The 17769-nt window shown below is 70.5% G+C and carries 15 protein-coding genes; 4 read left to right on the top strand and 11 right to left on the bottom strand.

Annotation, left to right across the window (positions count from 1 at the left end):
* Positions 1–16 precede the first annotated feature (16 nt).
* The 6 genes from KF941_RS13555 to KF941_RS13530 form a co-directional block, all read right to left on the bottom strand.
* On the bottom strand, positions 17–1051 hold the full coding sequence (locus KF941_RS13555; protein ID WP_214273580.1) for an AbrB family transcriptional regulator: 1035 nt from the start codon (positions 1049–1051) through the stop codon (positions 17–19).
* A 79-nt stretch (positions 1052–1130) separates the two neighbouring features.
* Positions 1131–2894 carry a biotin carboxylase N-terminal domain-containing protein gene (locus KF941_RS13550; RefSeq protein ID WP_214273579.1) on the bottom strand — a complete coding sequence of 588 codons (1764 nt, stop codon included), beginning with the start codon at positions 2892–2894 and terminating at the stop codon, positions 1131–1133.
* Positions 2891–4444, bottom strand: coding sequence for an urea amidolyase family protein (locus KF941_RS13545; RefSeq protein ID WP_214273578.1), 1554 nt, complete (start codon positions 4442–4444; stop codon positions 2891–2893). Before KF941_RS13545 ends, KF941_RS13550 begins: the two co-directional genes overlap by 4 nt.
* A gap of 2 nt (positions 4445–4446) precedes the next feature.
* Positions 4447–5238 (bottom strand): putative hydro-lyase, encoded by a 792-nt coding sequence (locus KF941_RS13540; protein ID WP_214273577.1) that lies wholly within the window; start codon positions 5236–5238, stop codon positions 4447–4449.
* Positions 5235–6008 (bottom strand): 5-oxoprolinase subunit PxpA, encoded by a 774-nt coding sequence (locus KF941_RS13535; RefSeq protein WP_214273576.1) that lies wholly within the window; start codon positions 6006–6008, stop codon positions 5235–5237. The genes KF941_RS13540 and KF941_RS13535 overlap by 4 nt, the downstream gene beginning before the upstream one ends.
* Positions 6009–6076: 68 nt before the next feature.
* Positions 6077–7312, bottom strand: coding sequence for an NRAMP family divalent metal transporter (locus KF941_RS13530; protein WP_072463562.1), 1236 nt, complete (start codon positions 7310–7312; stop codon positions 6077–6079).
* 296 nt (positions 7313–7608) lie between these two features.
* Between KF941_RS13530 and KF941_RS13525 the strand changes: the two genes are divergently transcribed.
* The 4 genes from KF941_RS13525 (at position 7609) to KF941_RS13510 (ending at position 12723) form a co-directional block, all read left to right on the top strand.
* Positions 7609–8286, top strand: coding sequence for a GntR family transcriptional regulator (locus tag KF941_RS13525; protein ID WP_208021300.1), 678 nt, complete (start codon positions 7609–7611; stop codon positions 8284–8286).
* 106 nt (positions 8287–8392) lie between these two features.
* Entirely contained in the window at positions 8393–9577 is a 1185-nt protein-coding gene (locus tag KF941_RS13520) for an HPP family protein (RefSeq protein ID WP_214273575.1), read from the top strand.
* An 89-nt stretch (positions 9578–9666) separates the two neighbouring features.
* Positions 9667–10629, top strand: a complete 963-nt coding sequence (locus KF941_RS13515) for a glycosyltransferase family 2 protein (RefSeq protein WP_214273574.1) — start codon at positions 9667–9669, stop codon at positions 10627–10629.
* A 9-nt stretch (positions 10630–10638) separates the two neighbouring features.
* Positions 10639–12723 (top strand): NAD-dependent epimerase/dehydratase family protein, encoded by a 2085-nt coding sequence (locus KF941_RS13510; RefSeq protein WP_214273573.1) that lies wholly within the window; start codon positions 10639–10641, stop codon positions 12721–12723.
* Here KF941_RS13510 and KF941_RS13505 read toward each other — a convergent pair whose 3' ends face one another.
* The 5 genes from KF941_RS13505 to KF941_RS13485 all read right to left on the bottom strand — a co-directional run bounded on the left by KF941_RS13505 (position 12724) and on the right by KF941_RS13485 (position 17740).
* Complete coding sequence (locus KF941_RS13505; protein ID WP_036749893.1) at positions 12724–13236, bottom strand: AmiS/UreI family transporter; 513 nt, start codon at positions 13234–13236, stop codon at positions 12724–12726. It lies immediately after the preceding gene.
* A 144-nt stretch (positions 13237–13380) separates the two neighbouring features.
* Entirely contained in the window at positions 13381–14322 is a 942-nt protein-coding gene (locus tag KF941_RS13500) for a hypothetical protein (protein ID WP_214273572.1), read from the bottom strand.
* 90 nt (positions 14323–14412) lie between these two features.
* Positions 14413–15507, bottom strand: a complete 1095-nt coding sequence (locus tag KF941_RS13495; protein ID WP_052095687.1) for a DUF475 domain-containing protein — start codon at positions 15505–15507, stop codon at positions 14413–14415.
* A 134-nt stretch (positions 15508–15641) separates the two neighbouring features.
* A complete protein-coding gene (locus KF941_RS13490) occupies positions 15642–17072 on the bottom strand; it encodes a sensor histidine kinase (protein ID WP_214273571.1) in 1431 nt (476 codons plus the stop codon).
* Positions 17069–17740, bottom strand: coding sequence for a response regulator transcription factor (locus tag KF941_RS13485; RefSeq protein WP_036749890.1), 672 nt, complete (start codon positions 17738–17740; stop codon positions 17069–17071). The genes KF941_RS13490 and KF941_RS13485 overlap by 4 nt, the downstream gene beginning before the upstream one ends.
* Positions 17741–17769 lie beyond the last annotated feature (29 nt).

The following is a 17769-nucleotide window of genomic DNA, read 5'->3' as shown; positions in this document are numbered from 1 at the left end:
CGGGGCCGCGGTTGCCTCAGCCCCGGCGGCGGCCCAGCACCTTGCCCACCACCGGACCCAGCACGATCACGATGACCATGCGCAGCAGGTGGTGGCTGACGACATAGGCCATGTCCGCCCCGGCGATCAGCGCGATCACCACCATCTCGGCCTGCCCGCCCGGCAGGAAGGCCAGGAAGGCGTCGAGCCCCGGCGCCAGCCCCAGGTGCACGATCCCCTCGATGAAGACCAGGCTGATCCCCGCCAAGAGCAGCGCATAGACCAGCCCGGCCGTCACATGCAGGCGCAACTCGCGCAGGGTGATGCCGGCATATTTCACCCCGACGGCGATGCCGATGAAGAATTGCGCGGCCTGGATCATCTCGGCCGGCGGGCGCTGGGTGATCAGGCCCGACAGCGACAGCGCCGCCGTCAGCACCATCGGCCCCAGGATCGAGGCGCCGAAGATGCCCAGCCGCTCGGCCCCCTTCCAGCCGACCAGCCCGGCGGCGACCATCAGCGCGATCTCGGCCGCGCCGGTCGTGCGCATCGGCGCGCCGGGCGGCTGCGACAGGTCCACGCCCCACCAGCCGGTCAGGATCAGCGGCGCGACGGTGACGATCACCAGCACCCGCGTCGCATGGATCAGCGACAGCGCGCGGACATCGCCGCCCGCCTCTTCGCCAAAGACCAGCATGTCCTGCAAGCCGCCGGGCATGGCGCCATACCAGGCCGTGGCGTGGTCGAAGCCGAAGGCGCGGCGGAACAAGGGATAGCCGACCAGCGCGATCACCCCGATGAAGCCCGGCACGAACAGCAGCGAGGCCGCCACGTCCGGCAGTTCCGCCAGCACGCCGGGCGTGATCGAGGCGCCGACCGCCACCCCCAGGATGGTGCGCATGAAGATGCCGAACTGCCCGGCCCCGGCCAAAGGCGCGCCGGCCAGCGCCGCGACCAGGCAGGCCAGCATCGGCCCCAGCAGCATGGGCAGCGGCAGGTGCAACAGCAGAAAGGCCGCGCCGCCCAGGGCGGCCAGCGCAAAGGTCAGGAGGCGGCGGTTCAGCAGGCTCATCGTCTTTCCCGGCAGGTATCCGGCGGCCAGGGGCCGGCGGGCCGAATTGGCACGGCCCGCCGGGAAATGTCAAAGCGCCTCAGCCGATCCGCGCCAGGGCCGCGCCAAAGCCCAGCACCTCGCCTTGCGCGGCGATGCGGATCAGCCGGCCCGCCCGGTGCGCCTCGATCCGGGTCTCCATCTTCATCGCCTCGATGACGGCGACGACCTGGCCCTGTTCGACCTCGGCCCCGTCCTCGGCCTGCCACAGCGTCAGCGTGCCGGGGACCGGGGCGGCCAGCACCGCCTCATCCGTCTCGGGCGCAGCCTCCGCGGGAGCGCCGCCCGAGGGCAAGGCCGCAAGCAGGTTCGCGGGCAGGCCCAGCTCGTGCCGCTTGCCGTCGATCTCGATGGCCAGGCGCAGCAGCGGCGCCTGCGCGGCGGGCGCGACGCGAGCATGGGGGACGACCGCCTCGGCCAGCGGTTCGGCGAAATCGGTCTCGATCCAGCGGGTATGGACGCGGAAATCCCCGTCCTCGGCGCGGAAATCCGACTGGGCCAGCACGGCACGGGCAAAGGGCAGCACCGAGGCCACGCCCCCGATGCGAAACTCGCGCAGCGCCCGTTCGGCGCGCTGCAAGGCTTCCTCGCGCGTGGCGCCGGTCACGATCAGCTTGGCCATCAGCGAATCGAAACTGCCCGGCACCACCGAGCCTTGGGCGACGCCACTGTCCAGCCGGATGCCCGGCCCCGAGGGCGCATCGAAGACCTCGACCGGGCCGGGCGTGGGCAGGAAGCCGCGCGCGGGATCTTCGGCATTGATGCGAAATTCGATGGCATGGCCGCGCGGCTCGGGCACGGTCTCGTCGGCCAGCTTGGCGCCTTGCGCCACGCGGATCATGCCGCGCACCAGGTCGATGCCGGTGGTTTCCTCGGTCACAGGATGCTCGACCTGAAGCCGGGTGTTCACCTCGAGAAAGGAAATCGTGCCATTGGCCGAGAGCAGGTATTCCACCGTCCCCGCGCCCGAATAGCCGGCATGGGCGCAGATGGCGCGGGCGGAATCGTGGATGCGGGCGCGCTGCTCGTCGGTCAGGAAGGGCGCCGGCGCCTCTTCGACCAGCTTCTGGTTGCGACGCTGCAGGGAACAGTCGCGGGTACCGATCACCTTGACGGTGCCGTGTCGGTCGGCCAGCACCTGCGCCTCGACATGGCGCGGGCGATCCAGGAACTGCTCGATGAAGCATTCGCCGCGGCCGAAGGCGGTCAGCGCCTCGCGGGTGGCGGATTCGAACAGCTCCTCGACCTCTTCCAGCCGCCAGGCGACCTTCATGCCGCGGCCGCCGCCGCCGAAAGCGGCCTTGATGGCGATGGGCAGGCCGTGTTCCTTTGCGAAGGCCAGCGCCTCGGCGGCGCTTTCGACAGGGCCGGGGGTGCCGGCAACCAGCGGCGCACCCACCGCCTCGGCGATGCGGCGGGCCTCGATCTTGTCGCCAAGCGCCTCGATCACCTTGGGATCGGGGCCGATCCAGATCAGCCCGGCATCCTGCACCGCCTGGGCGAAATCGGCGCGCTCGGACAGGAAGCCATAGCCCGGATGGATGGCATCGGCCCCGGCGGCCTGGGCGATGGCGATGATCTTGCCGGCATCCAGATAGGTGTCCGAGGGCTTGTCGCCCCCCAGCGCATGGGCCTGGTCGGCCATGCGCACGAAGATCGCGTCGCGATCGGCATCGGCATAGACGGCGACGCTTTCGATGCCCTCGTCGCGGCAGGCGCGGATCACGCGGACGGCGATCTCGCCCCGGTTGGCGATCAGCAGGCGGCGGATCGGGCGGCTGGGGCCGGTGGCGAAAATGGTCATGCGGGCCTCTCTGGCGTGATGGGGGCGAAATCGGCGCTGGCGGTAAAGCGGATGCGGGCGCCGGGCGGGACCTGCCCGGCCAGGTCCAGCGCCTCGGGGCGCAGGGTGGCGATGACCGGATAGCCGCCGGTCAGCGGATGGTCGGCCAGAAACAGCACCGGCTGGCCGGAATGCGGGATCTGGATCGCGCCGGTCTCGGTCCCTTCCGAGGGCAGTTCGGTCGCATCCTCGCGCGTCACCGCATCGCCTTGCAGGCGGATGCCGACGCGCGAGCTTTGCGGCGTCACCAGCCATTCCTGGGTCAGGAAATGCTGGACCATCTGGGGCGTGAACCAGTCGGCGCGGGGGCCCAGCGTCACCGGCAATTCCACCAGATCGCCGGGTTTCGGCAGCGCCGGTTCGGGTTCGGCCGCAGCCGCGGCGGTGGCGGGACGGTTCGCGGGGGCCAGCACCGCGCCCGCCGCGACCTGCTCGGGCCCGACATGGGCCAGCGTATCGGTGGCGGCCGAGCCCAGCACCGGCGCGACCCGGAAGCCGCCGCGCAGCGCCAGATAGCTGCGCATCCCGGCCTGCGGCGGGTCGATGGCGATCTCGTCGCCCGCATCCACGGCAAAGGCCGCGCCGCGCGGGACGGCATGGCCGGCGACGCTGGCCGGCGACGCGCCGGTCAGGGCCAGGGTCATCGGCTGGTCGGCCCGCAGCCGGACAGGGCCCAGCGTGATCTCCAGCACCGGCGCGTCCGAGGGGTTGCCGACGGCGCGATTGGCCCGCCGCGCCGCGCCCATGTCGAGCGCACCCGAGGCCGAGACGCCCTGCCCGCCCTGCCCCGGCCGCCCCTCGTCCTGAAAGACGATGGGAAAGGCGGTGGACTGCACGCGCAGGCCCTGCCGGGGTTGGGGCTGCGGGATGGCGGCCGAGGGGCGAACCTCGGCCCGGCGCGCCACGAAACGGCAGCGCACGCCGGGACGCAGCAGCGCCGGCGGGTCGCGGGACAGATCCCACATCGGCACCTCGGTGCGGCCGATCAATTGCCAGCCGCCGGGGGTCTCCTGCGGATAGACGCCGCAGAAACGCCCGGCCAGCGCCACCGAACCCGCCGGGATGCGGGTGCGCGGGGCCGGGCGGCGCGGCAGTTCGAAGCGCGGATCGTCGCAGGTCATATAGGCGAAGCCCGGCGCGAAGCCGCAAAAGGCCACCTGCCAGGTGGTCTCCTGATGGGCGGCAATCACCTCGGCCTCGGTCAGGCCCATATGGGCCGCGACATCGGCCAGATCCTCGCCGTCATAGGTCACGGGCAGCTCGACCGTCTCGCTGGCGCGGGCGTTGGGCGGGGTGCCGGGGGCGGGCTGGCGGGCCAGCACCGCGCCTGCCAGCCGGCCGTCGGCGGCGACGCCGGGCGCGGTGCGGATCATCAGCGTGCGCGCGGCCGGGACGATCTCGGCCACGCCGGGCACCGGATCGGCCAGCAAAGCGTCGAACAGCGCCAGCGTCTGGTCCAGGTCGTCCAGTTCCGCCAGCAGGGTGCGGGGTCCGATGGGCAGGAAGCGCATGGTCACACCTGCCAATGCGTGTCGGGCACGTCGGTGATGAACATGTAGCCCGGCGCATGGGTGATGGCGAAGGGCGGCTTCGACGCCATCAGCGCCGCTTGCGGGGTCACGCCGCAGGCCCAGAACACCGGCACCTCGCCCGGCCGGATCTGCACCGGGTCGCCGAAATCGGGACGCATGAGGTCGGCGATGCCCAGGGCTTCGGGCGCGCCGACATGCACCGGGGCGCCGTGGACCGCCGGCGTGCGGCCCGAGATCATCGCCGCCTCGGCCACCCGCCCCGCCGGGATCGGCCGCATGGACACCACCATCTTGCCATGCAGCCGCCCCGCCGGCCGGCAGTCGCGGTCGGTCAAAAACATCGGCACGTTGCAGCCTTGGGCGATGTGGCGCACCTCGATCCCCGCCTGCTGCAAGGGCGTCTCGAAGGTAAAGGAACAGCCGATCAGGAATGTCACCAGGTCGGGATGCTCGGCCCAGGCGGCGGTGGCGTCGGGGGTTTCTTCAGCCAGCACGCCGTCGCGCCAGATGCGATACAGCGGGATGTCGGTCCTCAGGTCGGCATCCGGCGCAAGCGCGGTGCGGGGACTGCCGGGGTCGGTCACGTCCAGCACCGGGCAGGGCTTGGGGTTGCGCTGCGCGTAAAGCAGGAAATCCCAGGCCCAGTCCTTGGGCAGCGAGATCATGTTGCACTGGGTGAAGCCCGGCGCCATGCCCGCCGTGGGACGGGGCGCGCCTTCGCGGCAGGCCAGCCGGGCGGCGCGGGCGGAGGCGGGATCGGGCAGCAGGGTCATGCCGCGCCCCCCGTGGCCGGGGCGATGGCGACGCCGCCCGCCAGCAGCGCCTCGCGGATGCGGGCGGCCATGGCCACCGCGCCGGGGCTGTCGCCATGCACACAGATGCTGTCGGCCTGAAGGTGCAGGGTCGAGCCGTCCGCCGCCTCGATCCTGCCCTCGGTCGCCAGGCGCAGCATGCGGGCGGCAACGGCCTCGGGGTCGTGCAGCACCGCGCCCGGCTCGCGTCGCGAGACCAGCTGGCCGTCGGGGCGATAGGCGCGGTCGGCAAAGGCTTCGGCGATGGTGGGCAGGCCGGCCTCGGCCGCCTGGGCCAGGATCTGCGTCCCGGCCAGGCCCATCATGGCAAGCGAGGGATCGACGGCGCGGATGCCCTCGATCACCGCCGCGCCCTGTTTCGGGTCCACGGCGATGGTGTTGTAAAGCGCGCCATGCGGCTTGACATAGCGGACGCGGGTGCCGGCGGCGGCGCAGATGCCCTGCAGCGCGCCGATCTGATAGATCACGTCCGCGACCAGCTCGGCATGGGTCACGTCCATCGGCCGGCGGCCGAAGCCCACCCGGTCGGGATAGGAGACATGCGCCCCGACCGCCACGCCCCGCGCCGCCGCCTCGCGCACGGTGGCCAGGATGGTCAGCGGGTCGCCAGCGTGAAAGCCGCAGGCGACGTTGGCCGAGCTGACGATGCCCAGCATGGTGGCGTCGTCGCCCATCTTCCAGGCGCCATAGCCCTCGCCCAGGTCGCTGTTCAGGTCGATGTTGCGGGTCATGTGATCCTCCGGGAATTGGGGCGGGAATTGGGGCGGCGGGCCCGCAGGGGGCCTGCCGCGATCATGGCTCAGGCGCCCAGGAAGGCAAAGATCGGGCCGATGGACTTGAAGCCCATGTACCAGGTCAGGGCGCAGACCACGGCGCTGGCGATCAGCAGCGGGCGGTTGTAGACATGGCCGCCCATCAGGTCGGCCCGCGCGAAGCCGACATAGGTAAAGATGGTCAGGCCGATGGGCAGGATCAGCCCGTTGAAGCCGCCGACAAAGACCAGGATGGCGGCCGGCGCCGTGCCCAGCGACAGATAGACCGCCAGCGAGATGGCGATGAAGATCACCGTCGCGATGTTGCGGTCGCGGTCGCCCATGGTGCGGAAGGCAACCAGGAAGCTGACCGAGGTATAGGCCGCCCCAATGACCGAGGTGATGGCCGCGGCCCAGAAGATCAGGCCGAAGATGCGCATTCCCCATTCGCCCAGCACCACGGCAAAGGCCTGCGCGGCGGGGTTCGCGGCTTGGCCCGACAGGTCCAGCGTCACCCCCGAGGCGACGACGCCCAGGATGGCCAGGAACAGGATGAAGCGCATGACCCCCGTGACCGCGATCCCGGTCAGCGAGGCGCGGGTGACGGCGGCCAGGTTCTGCTCGCCCACCAGTCCCTTGTCGAGCAGGCGATGCGCGCCGGAATAGGTGATATAGCCGCCGACGGTGCCGCCGACGATGGTGGTGATGGTGGCGAAATCGACGATCTCGGGCAGCACCATCTGCCGCACCGCGTCGCCGACCGGCGGGTTAGAGACCAGGGCGACGATGACCGTCATGGCGATCATCAGCAAGCCCAGCCCGATCAGCGAACGGTCCAGAAGCAGCCCGGCCCGGCGCGACAGGAAGATGCCGATGGCCAGCGCCGCCGACAGCGCGCCGCCGATCTTGGGCTCGAGCCCGAACATGGCGTTCAGGCCCAGCCCGGCCCCGGCGATGTTGCCGATGTTGAAGGCCAGCCCGCCGACCAGCACCAGCACCGCCAGCAGGTAGCCCGCGCCGGGAATGGCGGCGTTCGCGGTGTCCGAGGCGTTGCGCCGGGTCAGCGCGGTGATGCGCCAGATGTTGAGCTGCACCACGAAGTCGATCACGATCGAGGCGAGGATGGCAAAGGCGAAGGCAGCGCCCAGCTTTGCCGTGAAGGTCGCGGTCTGGGTGATGAAGCCCGGCCCGATGGCCGAGGTCGCCATCAGGAAGATCGCCGCCAGGAAACCGCCGCGCGCGGCGGCCGAGGCGGCAGAGGGGGAGGTGACGGATTCGGCCATCGGTCTGCTCCTGCTGCAAGGGTGGAGTGCGTCTTGGGAATGGCTCGACTGTGAATTCAACAAGACAATCCGTCAACGATAATTTGACATACATCAGCATATTGTTGAACAAAACATACAGAAAGAAGGGGTGATATGCCCGGATGATGGGCAGTCCAGCGGCATCCTGCCCTGTCAGGCGGCGGTGCTGGTCAGGCCAGGGCGACGAAAAACCCGGCGAATCATCGCGGGGCGGCTTGCCTGCCCCCGGCCGCTCGGCCAAGATCGCGCGGCCCCCGAGGGACGGGACAGCCCCGATGACAAAGGAACCAGCCGCGATGGCCGAAGCCCGCGAACCCGCCCCCAGCCTTGCCGAAGGCATCGCCGCCCGGCTGCGCGACCAGGTCACCGGCGGCGCGCTGGTGCCCGGCCAGCGCCTGTCCGAGGCGCGGCTGGCGGCCGAGCTGGACATCTCGCGCAATACGCTGCGCGAAGTGTTCCGCCTGCTCACGCGCGAGGGCATCCTGCGGCATGAACCGAACCGGGGGGTCTTCGTCGCGGTGCCCTCGATGGCCTCGATCCTGGACATCTACCGGGTGCGGCGGCTGATCGAGGTGCCGGCCCTGGCCCAGGCCTGGCCCGGCCATGCCGCCGTCGACCGGATGCGCGCCGCGGTGAAGCGGGCCGAGACGCTGCAGGCCATCCCCGACTGGCGCGGCGTCGGCAGCGCCAACATGGAGTTCCACGCCGCCATCGTCGCGCTGACCGACAGCCCGCGGCTGATCCAATTCTTTACCCAGATCATCGCCGAACTGCGGCTGGCCTTCGGCCTGCTCGACAGCCCCGAGCTGCTGCACCGCCCCTATATTTCGCGCAATGCCGAGATCCTGGGCAGGCTGGAGGCCGGCGATCCGCCCGGCGCCGCTCGGATGCTGGAGGATTACCTGAACCAGTCCGAGCGCGCCGTGCTGGAAGCCTTTGCCCGGCTGGGCTGAACGCGCCGCGGCTCAGCCTTTCCGGGGACTTGCAACCTGCCCATTCCTGCGACAATTAGGCGCATCGGAAGCCCGTTTTACGGGCAGGCGCGAAGGACAAGCTCGGATGACCAGACCGGCCGGGGCCGTGCTGCACCAGATCACGCAGGCACTCGGCCCGGCGATCGCGCCCGGCTCGCCGCGCGAGGCGCTGCGGGCGGGGGTGGGCGCGCTGGTCGGGCTGGGCGTCGCGGGGATGTTCCTGCTGTCGCCCGCGACCGACCTGCGGCTGGGGCTGTCGATGATCGCGCCCTTCGGGGCGACCTCGGTGCTGGTCTTTGCGGTCCCGAACAGCCCGCTGGCCCAGCCCTGGTCGGCGGTGGTGGGCAATTGCATCGCCGCCGCCATCGGCGTGCTGGCCTGCATGGCGACGCCGCATTCGGCGCTTTGCGTCGCGATGGCGGTGGGGCTCAGCATCACCGCGATGATCCTCTTGCGCGCCGTGCATCCGCCGGCCGGCGCGGTCGCCATGACCGCCGCGCTGAACCCCGAGGCGATCCGCGAGCTTGGCTTTCACTTCGTGCTGGCGCCGGTCCTGGTCGGCACGCTGGCGCTGGTCGGGCTGGCGATGATCTATGCCCGGCTGACCGGGCGGCGCTATCCCTTTCGCCAGTTCGAGGAGCCGGGGCCGCACGGCACCGCCGACCATCCGGCGATGGAGCGGCTGGGCCTGTCCAAGGACGAGCTGACCGAGATCCTGCAACGCTATCGCCAGTCGCTGAACCTGGGGGTCGAGGATCTGGCGCGCCTGATCGGCGCCGCCGAATTGCAGGCCGCCGCCCATCGCACCGGGCCGCTGACCGCGGCGGACGTGATGTCGCGCGACCTCGTCACCGTCGCGCCGCATACGCGGCTGGTGCGCGTCGCCGACATCTTCCGCAAGCACGGCTTCACCTCGCTGCCGGTGGTCGAGGCGGGCGACCAGTTCCGCGGCGTGATCTTCCAGCTGCACCTGATCCGCCGCGCCCGCGAGGACGCCTTTCGCCACAACCGTCGCTTCCTGGCCGCCCTGTCGGACCTGATGAACCCCAGGCGCGGCACGCCGCCCCGCGCGCGCGAGATCATGCAGACCGACCCGCCGCATGTCGCGCCCGACGCGCCCATCGGGACGCTGCTGCCGATGCTCGCCTCGGGCGAATGCGAGGCGGTGCCGGTGCTGGACGGGTCGCGCATCGTCGGCATCGTGACCCAGACCGACCTGATCTCGGCCCTGGCGCGGCAAAGCCTGCGGCAACAGCCGCCGACGCCCTGAACATGCCGATAACGACAGGCCGCGCCGCATTGCAGAACGCGCGGCCGCGGGGATAGGCTGCCCCTGCCGGAACAAGCACGAGGGCAGACATGACCCGTCCCACGCTGGGCGCCGTGGCCATCGGCCGCAACGAGGGCGACAGGCTCAAGGCCTGCCTGCGCTCGCTGGTGCCGCTTTGCGAGCGGGTGGTCTATGTGGACAGCGGTTCGGGCGACGACAGCGTCGCCTTCGCCCGCAGCCTCGGGGTCGCCGTGGTCGAACTGGACACCTCGGTTCCCTTTACCGCCGCCCGCGCCCGCAATGCCGGGGCCGAGGCGCTGCTGGCGGGCGGCGATCTGGACCTGGTGCAATTCGTCGATGGCGACTGCCGGGTCGAGCCGGGCTGGCTGGAGGCCGGCATCGCCGCCCTGCAGGCCGACCCCGGCCTGGGCCTCGTCACCGGCTGGCGGTCCGAGATCCACCCCACCGCCACGGTCTACAACCAGATGTGCCAGGTGGACTGGCACCGCCCCGCCGGGCCGATCACCACCTGCGGCGGCGACATGATGGTGCGCGCCGCGGCGTTTCGCCAGGTCGGCGGCTTCGACCCGACCGTGATCGCGGCCGAGGACGACGAATTCTGCCTGCGGCTCGGCAAGGCCGGCTGGAGGCTGATGCGCCTGCCGGTGCAGATGACCTGGCACGACGCCGACATGACCCGATTCGGCCAATGGTGGCAGCGCACCATCCGCAACGGCCACGGCTTCGCGCAGGTGGGCGCCATGCATCCGCCGCATTTCAAGCGCGAAAGGCTGCGCGTCTGGGCCTATGGGCTGGCGCTGCCGCTGCTCTTTCTGCTGGGGCTGTTCACCAGCCCCTGGCTTTCGCTGGCGGTGCTGGGGCTTTATGCGCTGTCCTTGTGGAAGACCTGGCGCGGGCTGCGCGGCCAGCCGATGGCGGGCCGGCAGGCGGCGCTGCTGACGCTGGCCAAGATCCCCAACCTTCTGGGAATGCTGACATATTTCCGTCGCCGCCGCAGGGGCGACGCCATGCATATTATCGAGTATAAATAGGAGCTTGCCATGACCTCGGACTTGCGCGTCGGTATCGTCGGGGCCGGCTACATCGCCTCGTGGCACGCCGATGCGATCAAGGCGGCGCCGGGCGCGCGGCTGGTGGCCATCTGCGACCCCGCCCTTGACGCGGCCGAGGCGCTGGCTTCCAGCCATGGCGTCGCCGCCTTTGCCGACCTGGACCAGATGATCGCGGCCGGGGTCTGCGACGTGGTGCATATCCTGACGCCGCCGAACCTGCACCGCGACCTGGCGGTGAAATGCCTGGGCGCCGGGCTGCATGTGCTGGTCGAGAAACCCGTGGCCCTGTCGGTGGCCGAGATCGACGCGATGGAGGCCGCGGCCCAGGCCGCCGGCCGCCAGCTGGGCGCCTGCCACAACTTCCTGGGCCTGCCGGGTTACGAACGGCTGAAACAGGCGGTGCAGGCGGGCGACCTGGGGCTGGTCTCCAGCGCGCAGGTCAACTGGGCGCTGCCCTTGGTGCCGCTGCGCTCGGGGCCCTACGCGCTGTGGATGCTGCGGCAGACGCAGAACCTGCTGCTGGAGCTTGGCCCGCACCCCTTCTCATTCGCCGTGGACCTGTTCGGCGCGCTGGAGGTCGAGCATGTCAGCCTGGGCCAATGGATCACCCTGCCCGGCGGCGAGCGGCGGCCGCAAAGCTGGCGCATCCTCGCCCGCGCCGGCAAGGTGGACGTGACCATCGCCCTGTCGCTGGTCGAGACCTTCGACGACCGCTCGGTCATGCTGCGCGGCTCGTCCGGCATGGCGCGGCTGGATTATGCGGCGGATGCGCTGGTGGTCACGCGCGACAATACCGCCGACCTGGTGCTGAACCCGCTGGCCAAGGAACTGTCCCGCGCCGGGGCGCATCTGCGCGAGGGCGTGCGGAACGCCCTGCGCCAGGCCGCCTCGCTGAACCAGAAAAGCCCCTATGGGCTGAGCTTCCGCGCCACCGTCGCGGCATTCTACGACGGCATCCGCGCCGGCCGGCCCGACCCGCGCTTTGCCCCCGCCTCGGCCCGCGCCGTGATGCAGGGCATCGAGGATGCGCTGGCCCGCCTGCCCGCCCTGCCCGCGGTTCCGGCCCGGCCCAGCGGCACGCCGCAGCCGCGCATCATGGTGATCGGCGGCACCGGCTTCATCGGCCGCAACCTGACCCGGCGGCTGGTCCAGCGCGGCCATGACGTGCGCGTGCTGTCGCGCGGCCGCAACGGCCCCTTCCCCGACATCGCCGATCATGTCGAGACGCTGGGCATCTCGCTGCGCGACGAGGACGGGCTGGCGGTCGCCATGCAGGGCATGGATTGCGTCTTCAACCTGGCGAAATCCACCGACAAGAGCTGGCAGGCGGCGCTGGAAAACGACGTGGCCACGACCGAGCGCATCGGCCGCGCCGCGATCCGCGCCGGCGTCGGGCGGCTGGTCCATACCGGCACCATCGCCTCATACGACATGTCCGACCCCGCCCGCACCATCACCGAGGCCAGCGATTTCGGCCAGATGGACAGCCGCAATATCTATGCCCGCTCCAAGGCCGAGGGCGAGCGGCGGCTGATCGCCATGCAGGCGCAGGGGTTGCGGCTGGTCATCGCCCGGCCCGGCATCGTGCTGGGCGACGGCGGGCCGTTGCAGCATTGGGGCATCGGCCGCTGGCACGGCGCCGGCGCGGTGCGGCTTTGGGGCAATGGCCGCAACATCCTGCCCTTCGTGCTGGCCGACGACGTCTCGGACGGGCTGATCGCGATGATGGAGCGGGACGAGGCCATCGGCGAAAGCTTCAACCTGATCGGCGAGCCGATGTTCTCGGGGCGCGACTATTTCGACGCCATCCACCGCCGCACCGGCGCGCGGCTGAAGGTCAGCGGCTCGAACCTGACCGCGCTCTGGGCGGTCGATGCGGTCAAGCAGGGGCTGAAGCGCCACGCGCTGCGCCGCAAGGGCGCGGCACCCGCCTCGCTGGCGGACTGGAAGTCGCGCGGGCACCTGTCGCCCTTTGACAACGCCAAGCCCAAGCGCCTGCTGGGCTGGACGCCGGAGGCCGACCGCGACGCCTTCTGGCGCCGCGCCATCGACGAGGCGCATCTGTTCTGGTGATCAGAGCAGCCCGTCAAGCAGCAGGAAACCCGGCAGCCAGCCGGTGAAGATCCCGGCCAGCAGCGTGACCCAGGCGGTCTGCCGCTGGATTGGGCGACCCAGCGCCAGCAGCAGGAAATACAGAAACCACAGCACGCCCCAGACGGCCCAGTTCGCCGCCAGCCAAAGCTCGGCCGCGGAGCCGGCCGCCGCAAGCGCGCGCAGGAACACCGGCACGGTCGTCACCGCCACGAACAGGCTGAACCAGCCCAGGCCGCGCCCATCCGCCCCGCTGAGCCGGTTATAGGCAACCCACAGATAGGTGGTGCAGAACAAGAGGCTCAGCGCGCCGTTGCGGATGCTGGCCGCGCTGGCCCCGGCGCCGAAGGCGTCGTGCAGCACCGCCGCGCCCGAGACCAGAGCGGCGACGATGTTGATGACGACGATCTCGCGATCGGCGATCCGGCCCATCAGCCAGAGCCCGTTCAGAAACAGCACGGCGCCGACATAGAACAGCACGAACCCGGTAAGCATCGGACCTCCTCAGCACGGCTGCCCGCGTCTTGGGCAATTGCCCGGAATACGATCAGCCCATGCCTGCCAAGAAGGCAAATCCCGCGCCGGATCAATCGAAATGTTTTCAACGATCCGTAAAAACAGCGTTCGGATTCCTGGCGGTCACAAGCCGGTCAGCGGGTTGGTGCTGACCACCTCCCAGACCACTTCCTGCATGCGCCGCGCCAGTTCCGCCGAGGGCGCATCGGCGGGGCTGCCATCGGCGCGCAGCAAGGCATGCGGCAGGCCGACCGGGCTTTGGCCGTAAAGCACCGCGTAATGGGTCAGCGCCACCAGATAGACGCCCAGGTCGTTGGGGTGGATGGGGTCCAGCGTGCCGTCCGGGCTGCGGGCGAACAGATCCTCGCGCGATTGCAGTTCGGCGATGCCGCCCCTGGCCTCGGCCTCGGCCACCAGCCGGGCCATGACCTGCCCGACCGGGATCAGCCAGACCGGCCTGCCGGCGGCGCGGGCGGCGGGCCAGAGCAGGCCGGGCTTCCACATCGTCTCCAGGTCGTCGGGCAGGCGCGACAGCCATTCCGGCTGATCGTCCAGCGCGTGCCAGCTTTCGTAAAGAAAGACCTGCCCGGCCGGATTGCCCGCCGCCGCCTCGGCCGCCCATTTCCCGGCATAGAGGCGGCTTTCCTTGTATTGGATCGCATCCTGCAGCCGCACCATCTCGGTCATGACGAAGGCGTCGTATTCGCCGCTCGCCAGCGCCTGATGCGCGTCGCGATAGCGGGGGGTGGCGTTTTCCTGGGCAAAGCCGTTGATCGCCGCGCCGCCCTGGAAATGCTCGCGCAGCGCGGTGCCCCAGCCCAGCTGCAACGCATAGTCGTGCCCCTGCCCGGCCAGCTGCGCCAGCATCGCCGGCATGTCGCGCCCGACCAGGCTGTGGCCCAGGTGATAGACCCGCAGCGGCCCCTGCGGCAGCGCCCGGCCGGCCTGGTAAAGCGCCTGCACGTCGGCGCCGTCGTCCTGCGCGGCCCCGGCCCTTTGCGCATGGCGCCAATAGAACAGCGCCGCCACCGAGACGACGACCAGCAGGGCAAGCAGGTAACGCATGTCCATCCCTCGTTCCGAACCACGGGCTCAGGGATAGCAAAAAGGCCGCCGCCCCGAAAGGCGGCGGCCATTCCTGTCGCTTCGGAGGGCTTACGCCTCGACCGCGTGGTTCTTGCGGTTCCAGCGGATCGAGGACCAGAACGAGATGCCGATCAGCGTCGCGCCGCCCAGGCCGGTGATGACCTCGGGGATATGCACCAGCGGCTGGACGAACATGATCACGGACAGCGCGATGATGGCATAGAAGGCGCCATGTTCGAGAAAGCGGTATTCGGCCAGGGTGCCGCGCTCGACCAGCATGATGGTCATCGAGCGCACATACATGGCGCCGATGCCCAGGCCGATGGCGATGACGAACAGGTTATGCGTCAGCGCAAAGGCCCCGATCACGCCGTCGAAGCTGAACGAGGCATCCAGCACTTCCAGGTAGAGGAAGGCGCCGATGCCGCCCTTGGCGCCAGCCTGCAGCGCCTCTTGCGAGCTGTCCAGCAGGCCGCCCAGCACCTCGACCAGCAGGAAGGTCAGAAGGCCCCAGATCGCGGAATGGAAGAACACCTGCGAATCGGCCCCTTCCAGGAAGCGCGAGAAGATCAGCACCGTGACCAGCACCACCGCGACCTCGATGCCGCGGACGGTGGCATAGCGCTGCATGCGATGTTCCAGCCAGCGCACCCAATGCACGTCCTTTTCATGGTCGAAGAAGAAGCTCAGGCCGACCATCATCAGGAAGGTGCCGCCGAAGGCCGCGATGGGCAGGTGCGCGTCATGCATGATGCGCGAATATTCGTCGGGCTGGCTTGCGGCCAGGACCATCGCCTGCCAGGGGCCGATATTGGCCGCGACGACCACGATGAGCAGCGGAAAGACGATCCGCATGCCGAAGACGGCGATCAGGATGCCCCAGGTCAGGAAGCGGCGCTGCCACTTCGGGGTCATCTCTTTCAGCTTGTTGGCGTTGACGATGGCGTTGTCGAAGGAAAGCGAGATTTCCAGCACCGCCAGCACGGCGCAGATGAAGAAGATCGTCAGCGTGCCGCCGACGGTTCCGGTGGTCTGCCATCCCAGCAACGCGCCCAGCGCAAGGCCAAGCACGGTGACGATGAAGGACCATTTGAAATATTGCAGGGTGGGACGATGGGTTCCACTCGTCGAGCCCCCCAAGGGCGGGTTGTTTCCTTGCTGCATGTCAGAACAAGATCCAGGCGGCTGGTCAAAGATCGATGCCGACATCACGAACGTGCCGCCACGTCCGCCAGAGGGGCCCGGCCATCAAACTGCGTTCACGAAGACGCGAACGCGCAAAAGATGGCGAATCCGGGTCACGATTGCAAGGGTTCCGTATCGATCCCGGCATTTTCTTGCACGGACCCGGCCCGCGCCAGCGCCGGCAGGGTGATGCGCGCCAGAAGCCCGCGCCCGCCGGCGCCCTCGTCCAGCGTCAGCCGGCCGCCGAACAGGCTGGCGATCTCCAGCGCCACCGGCAGGCCCAGGCCCATGCCGGGCCCCGAGGTCTCGCCCCGCGAGAATCGGCTGACGGCGGCGGCACGCGCCTCGGCCGGGATGCCGGGGCCGTTGTCCTCGACCTCCAGCACAGCGTCGCCGCCCGCGCGCCCGACGCGCACCGTCACCACCGCCGCGCGGCCCGCATGAAGCAGCGCGTTCGAGATCAGGTTGCTCAGCGCCTCGCCCATCAGCAGCGGCTCGGCCCGGACCGTCACCGGCCCCTCGCCCTCGAAGCCCAGGTCGATGCCGGCCTCGGCGGCGGCGGGGATATGCTCGGCGGTCAGGTCGCGGGCCAGCGCCGCCAGGTCCAGCGGCGCGGCCAGCGCCGCGCCCTCGGCGGTATCGACCCGCGCCAGCAGCAGCAGCTGCGCCAGAATGCGCTCGGCATGGGCCACGGCGGCGTCGCCCTTGGCCGCGGCGGCCTGCGCCTCGGGCAGGGTCGCGGCCCGCGCCGCCAGCGCCAGCTGGGTGCGCACCACCGTCAGCGGCGTGCGCAGCTGGTGCCCGGCATTGCCGGTGAAGTTGCGCATCCCGTCCAGCGCCGCGCCCAGCCGCCGCATGAAGCCGTTCACCGTGCCGACCAGCCCGCGCACCTCGGACGGCACCGGCGTTTCGATCGGGCTCAGGTCGTCGGGGTTGCGCGCGGCGATCTCCTCGCTCAGCCGGTAAAGCGGGCGCAGGGACAGCGTCACCGCGATCCAGACGATCAGCGCCGCGCCCGCGATCATCAGCGCCAGCCGCAGGGCCGAGCGCATCAGGATCGCCCGCGTCAGCTCGCGCCGGGCATTGGTGGTCTCGGCCACGGTGACGACGAAGGGCACCTCGTCGATGCCGGTCGAGGCGGCGCGGGCCAGGCTGGCGACCCGCACCGGCTCGCCGCGGAACACGCCGTCGGCATAGGCCGGCTCGCCCCCCGGCCGCGCCGGCGCCATCGGGAGGTCGCCATAGCCGGTGACGATATGGCCGGGCGGGCCGTCCACACGATAGAACACCCGGTCCTGCGCGGCCGAACTCAGCATCTCCAGCGCGCCATAGGGGATCTCGATGGCGATGCGGCCCTGGTCGTCCAGCGAGGCGCGCTCGGCGATCACCAGCGCCGAGCCGGCCAGCACCCGGTCGGCCAGCGCATTGGCCATGCGCACCGCCTCGCGCCAGGTGTCGATCAGCGCGGCGGTGCCCAGCGCCAGCGTTCCCATGAGCAGCCAGCCCAGCAGCCGGCGGCGCAGGGAAAACGGCCGCCGGATCACGGCGAGGCCCGGTCGAGGAAATAGCCGATGCCGCGCGCGGTCCTGACCGTCAGCCCGGCGGGCGCCAGCCGCTTGCGCAGCCGGCTGACATATTGCTCGATGGCATTGGCGGACAGGTCGTCCTCGAGCGAGGTCAGCGATTGCACGATCGATTCGCGCGCCACCACCTTGCCGGCGCGCATGATCAGCAGCTCCAGCAGCCCGCGTTCCCGCGCCGGCAGGTCCAGCGGCTGGCCCGCCAGCAGGAAGCTGCGCGCCGCCTGGTCCAGCACCAGGTCGCCGAAGCTGACGGTGGAATTGCGCAAGCCCGCCTGGCGGCGCAGCAGCGAGCGGATGCGGGCCTCGAACTCGCCGATGTCGAAGGGCTTGATGAGATAGTCGTCGGCGCCGAGGTCGAGGCCGCGCACCCGCTCTTCGGGGGCGCCGCGCGCGGTCAGGATCATCACCGCCGCCGGGTTGCGCCGCGCCCGCATCGCCCGCAGCACCTCGAGCCCGTCCATCTGCGGCAGGTTCAGGTCCAGGATCACCAGGTCGAAGCTTTCCGCCGCAGCCAGCGCCTCGGCCGAGGCGCCGTCATGGACCACGTCCACCGCATAGCCCGATTGCCGCAGCAGCGCGGTCAGCCCCTCGGCCAGCGACAAATTGTCCTCGACAAGCAGGATGCGCATGGTTCCCCCCCTTGCCCGCAACCTAGCGG

Origin of the sequence: Paracoccus sp. pheM1, from assembly GCF_018499825.1 — a bacterium.
Lineage (GTDB): Bacteria > Pseudomonadota > Alphaproteobacteria > Rhodobacterales > Rhodobacteraceae > Paracoccus > Paracoccus versutus.
This window is presented reverse-complemented; position numbering and strand designations above follow the sequence as displayed.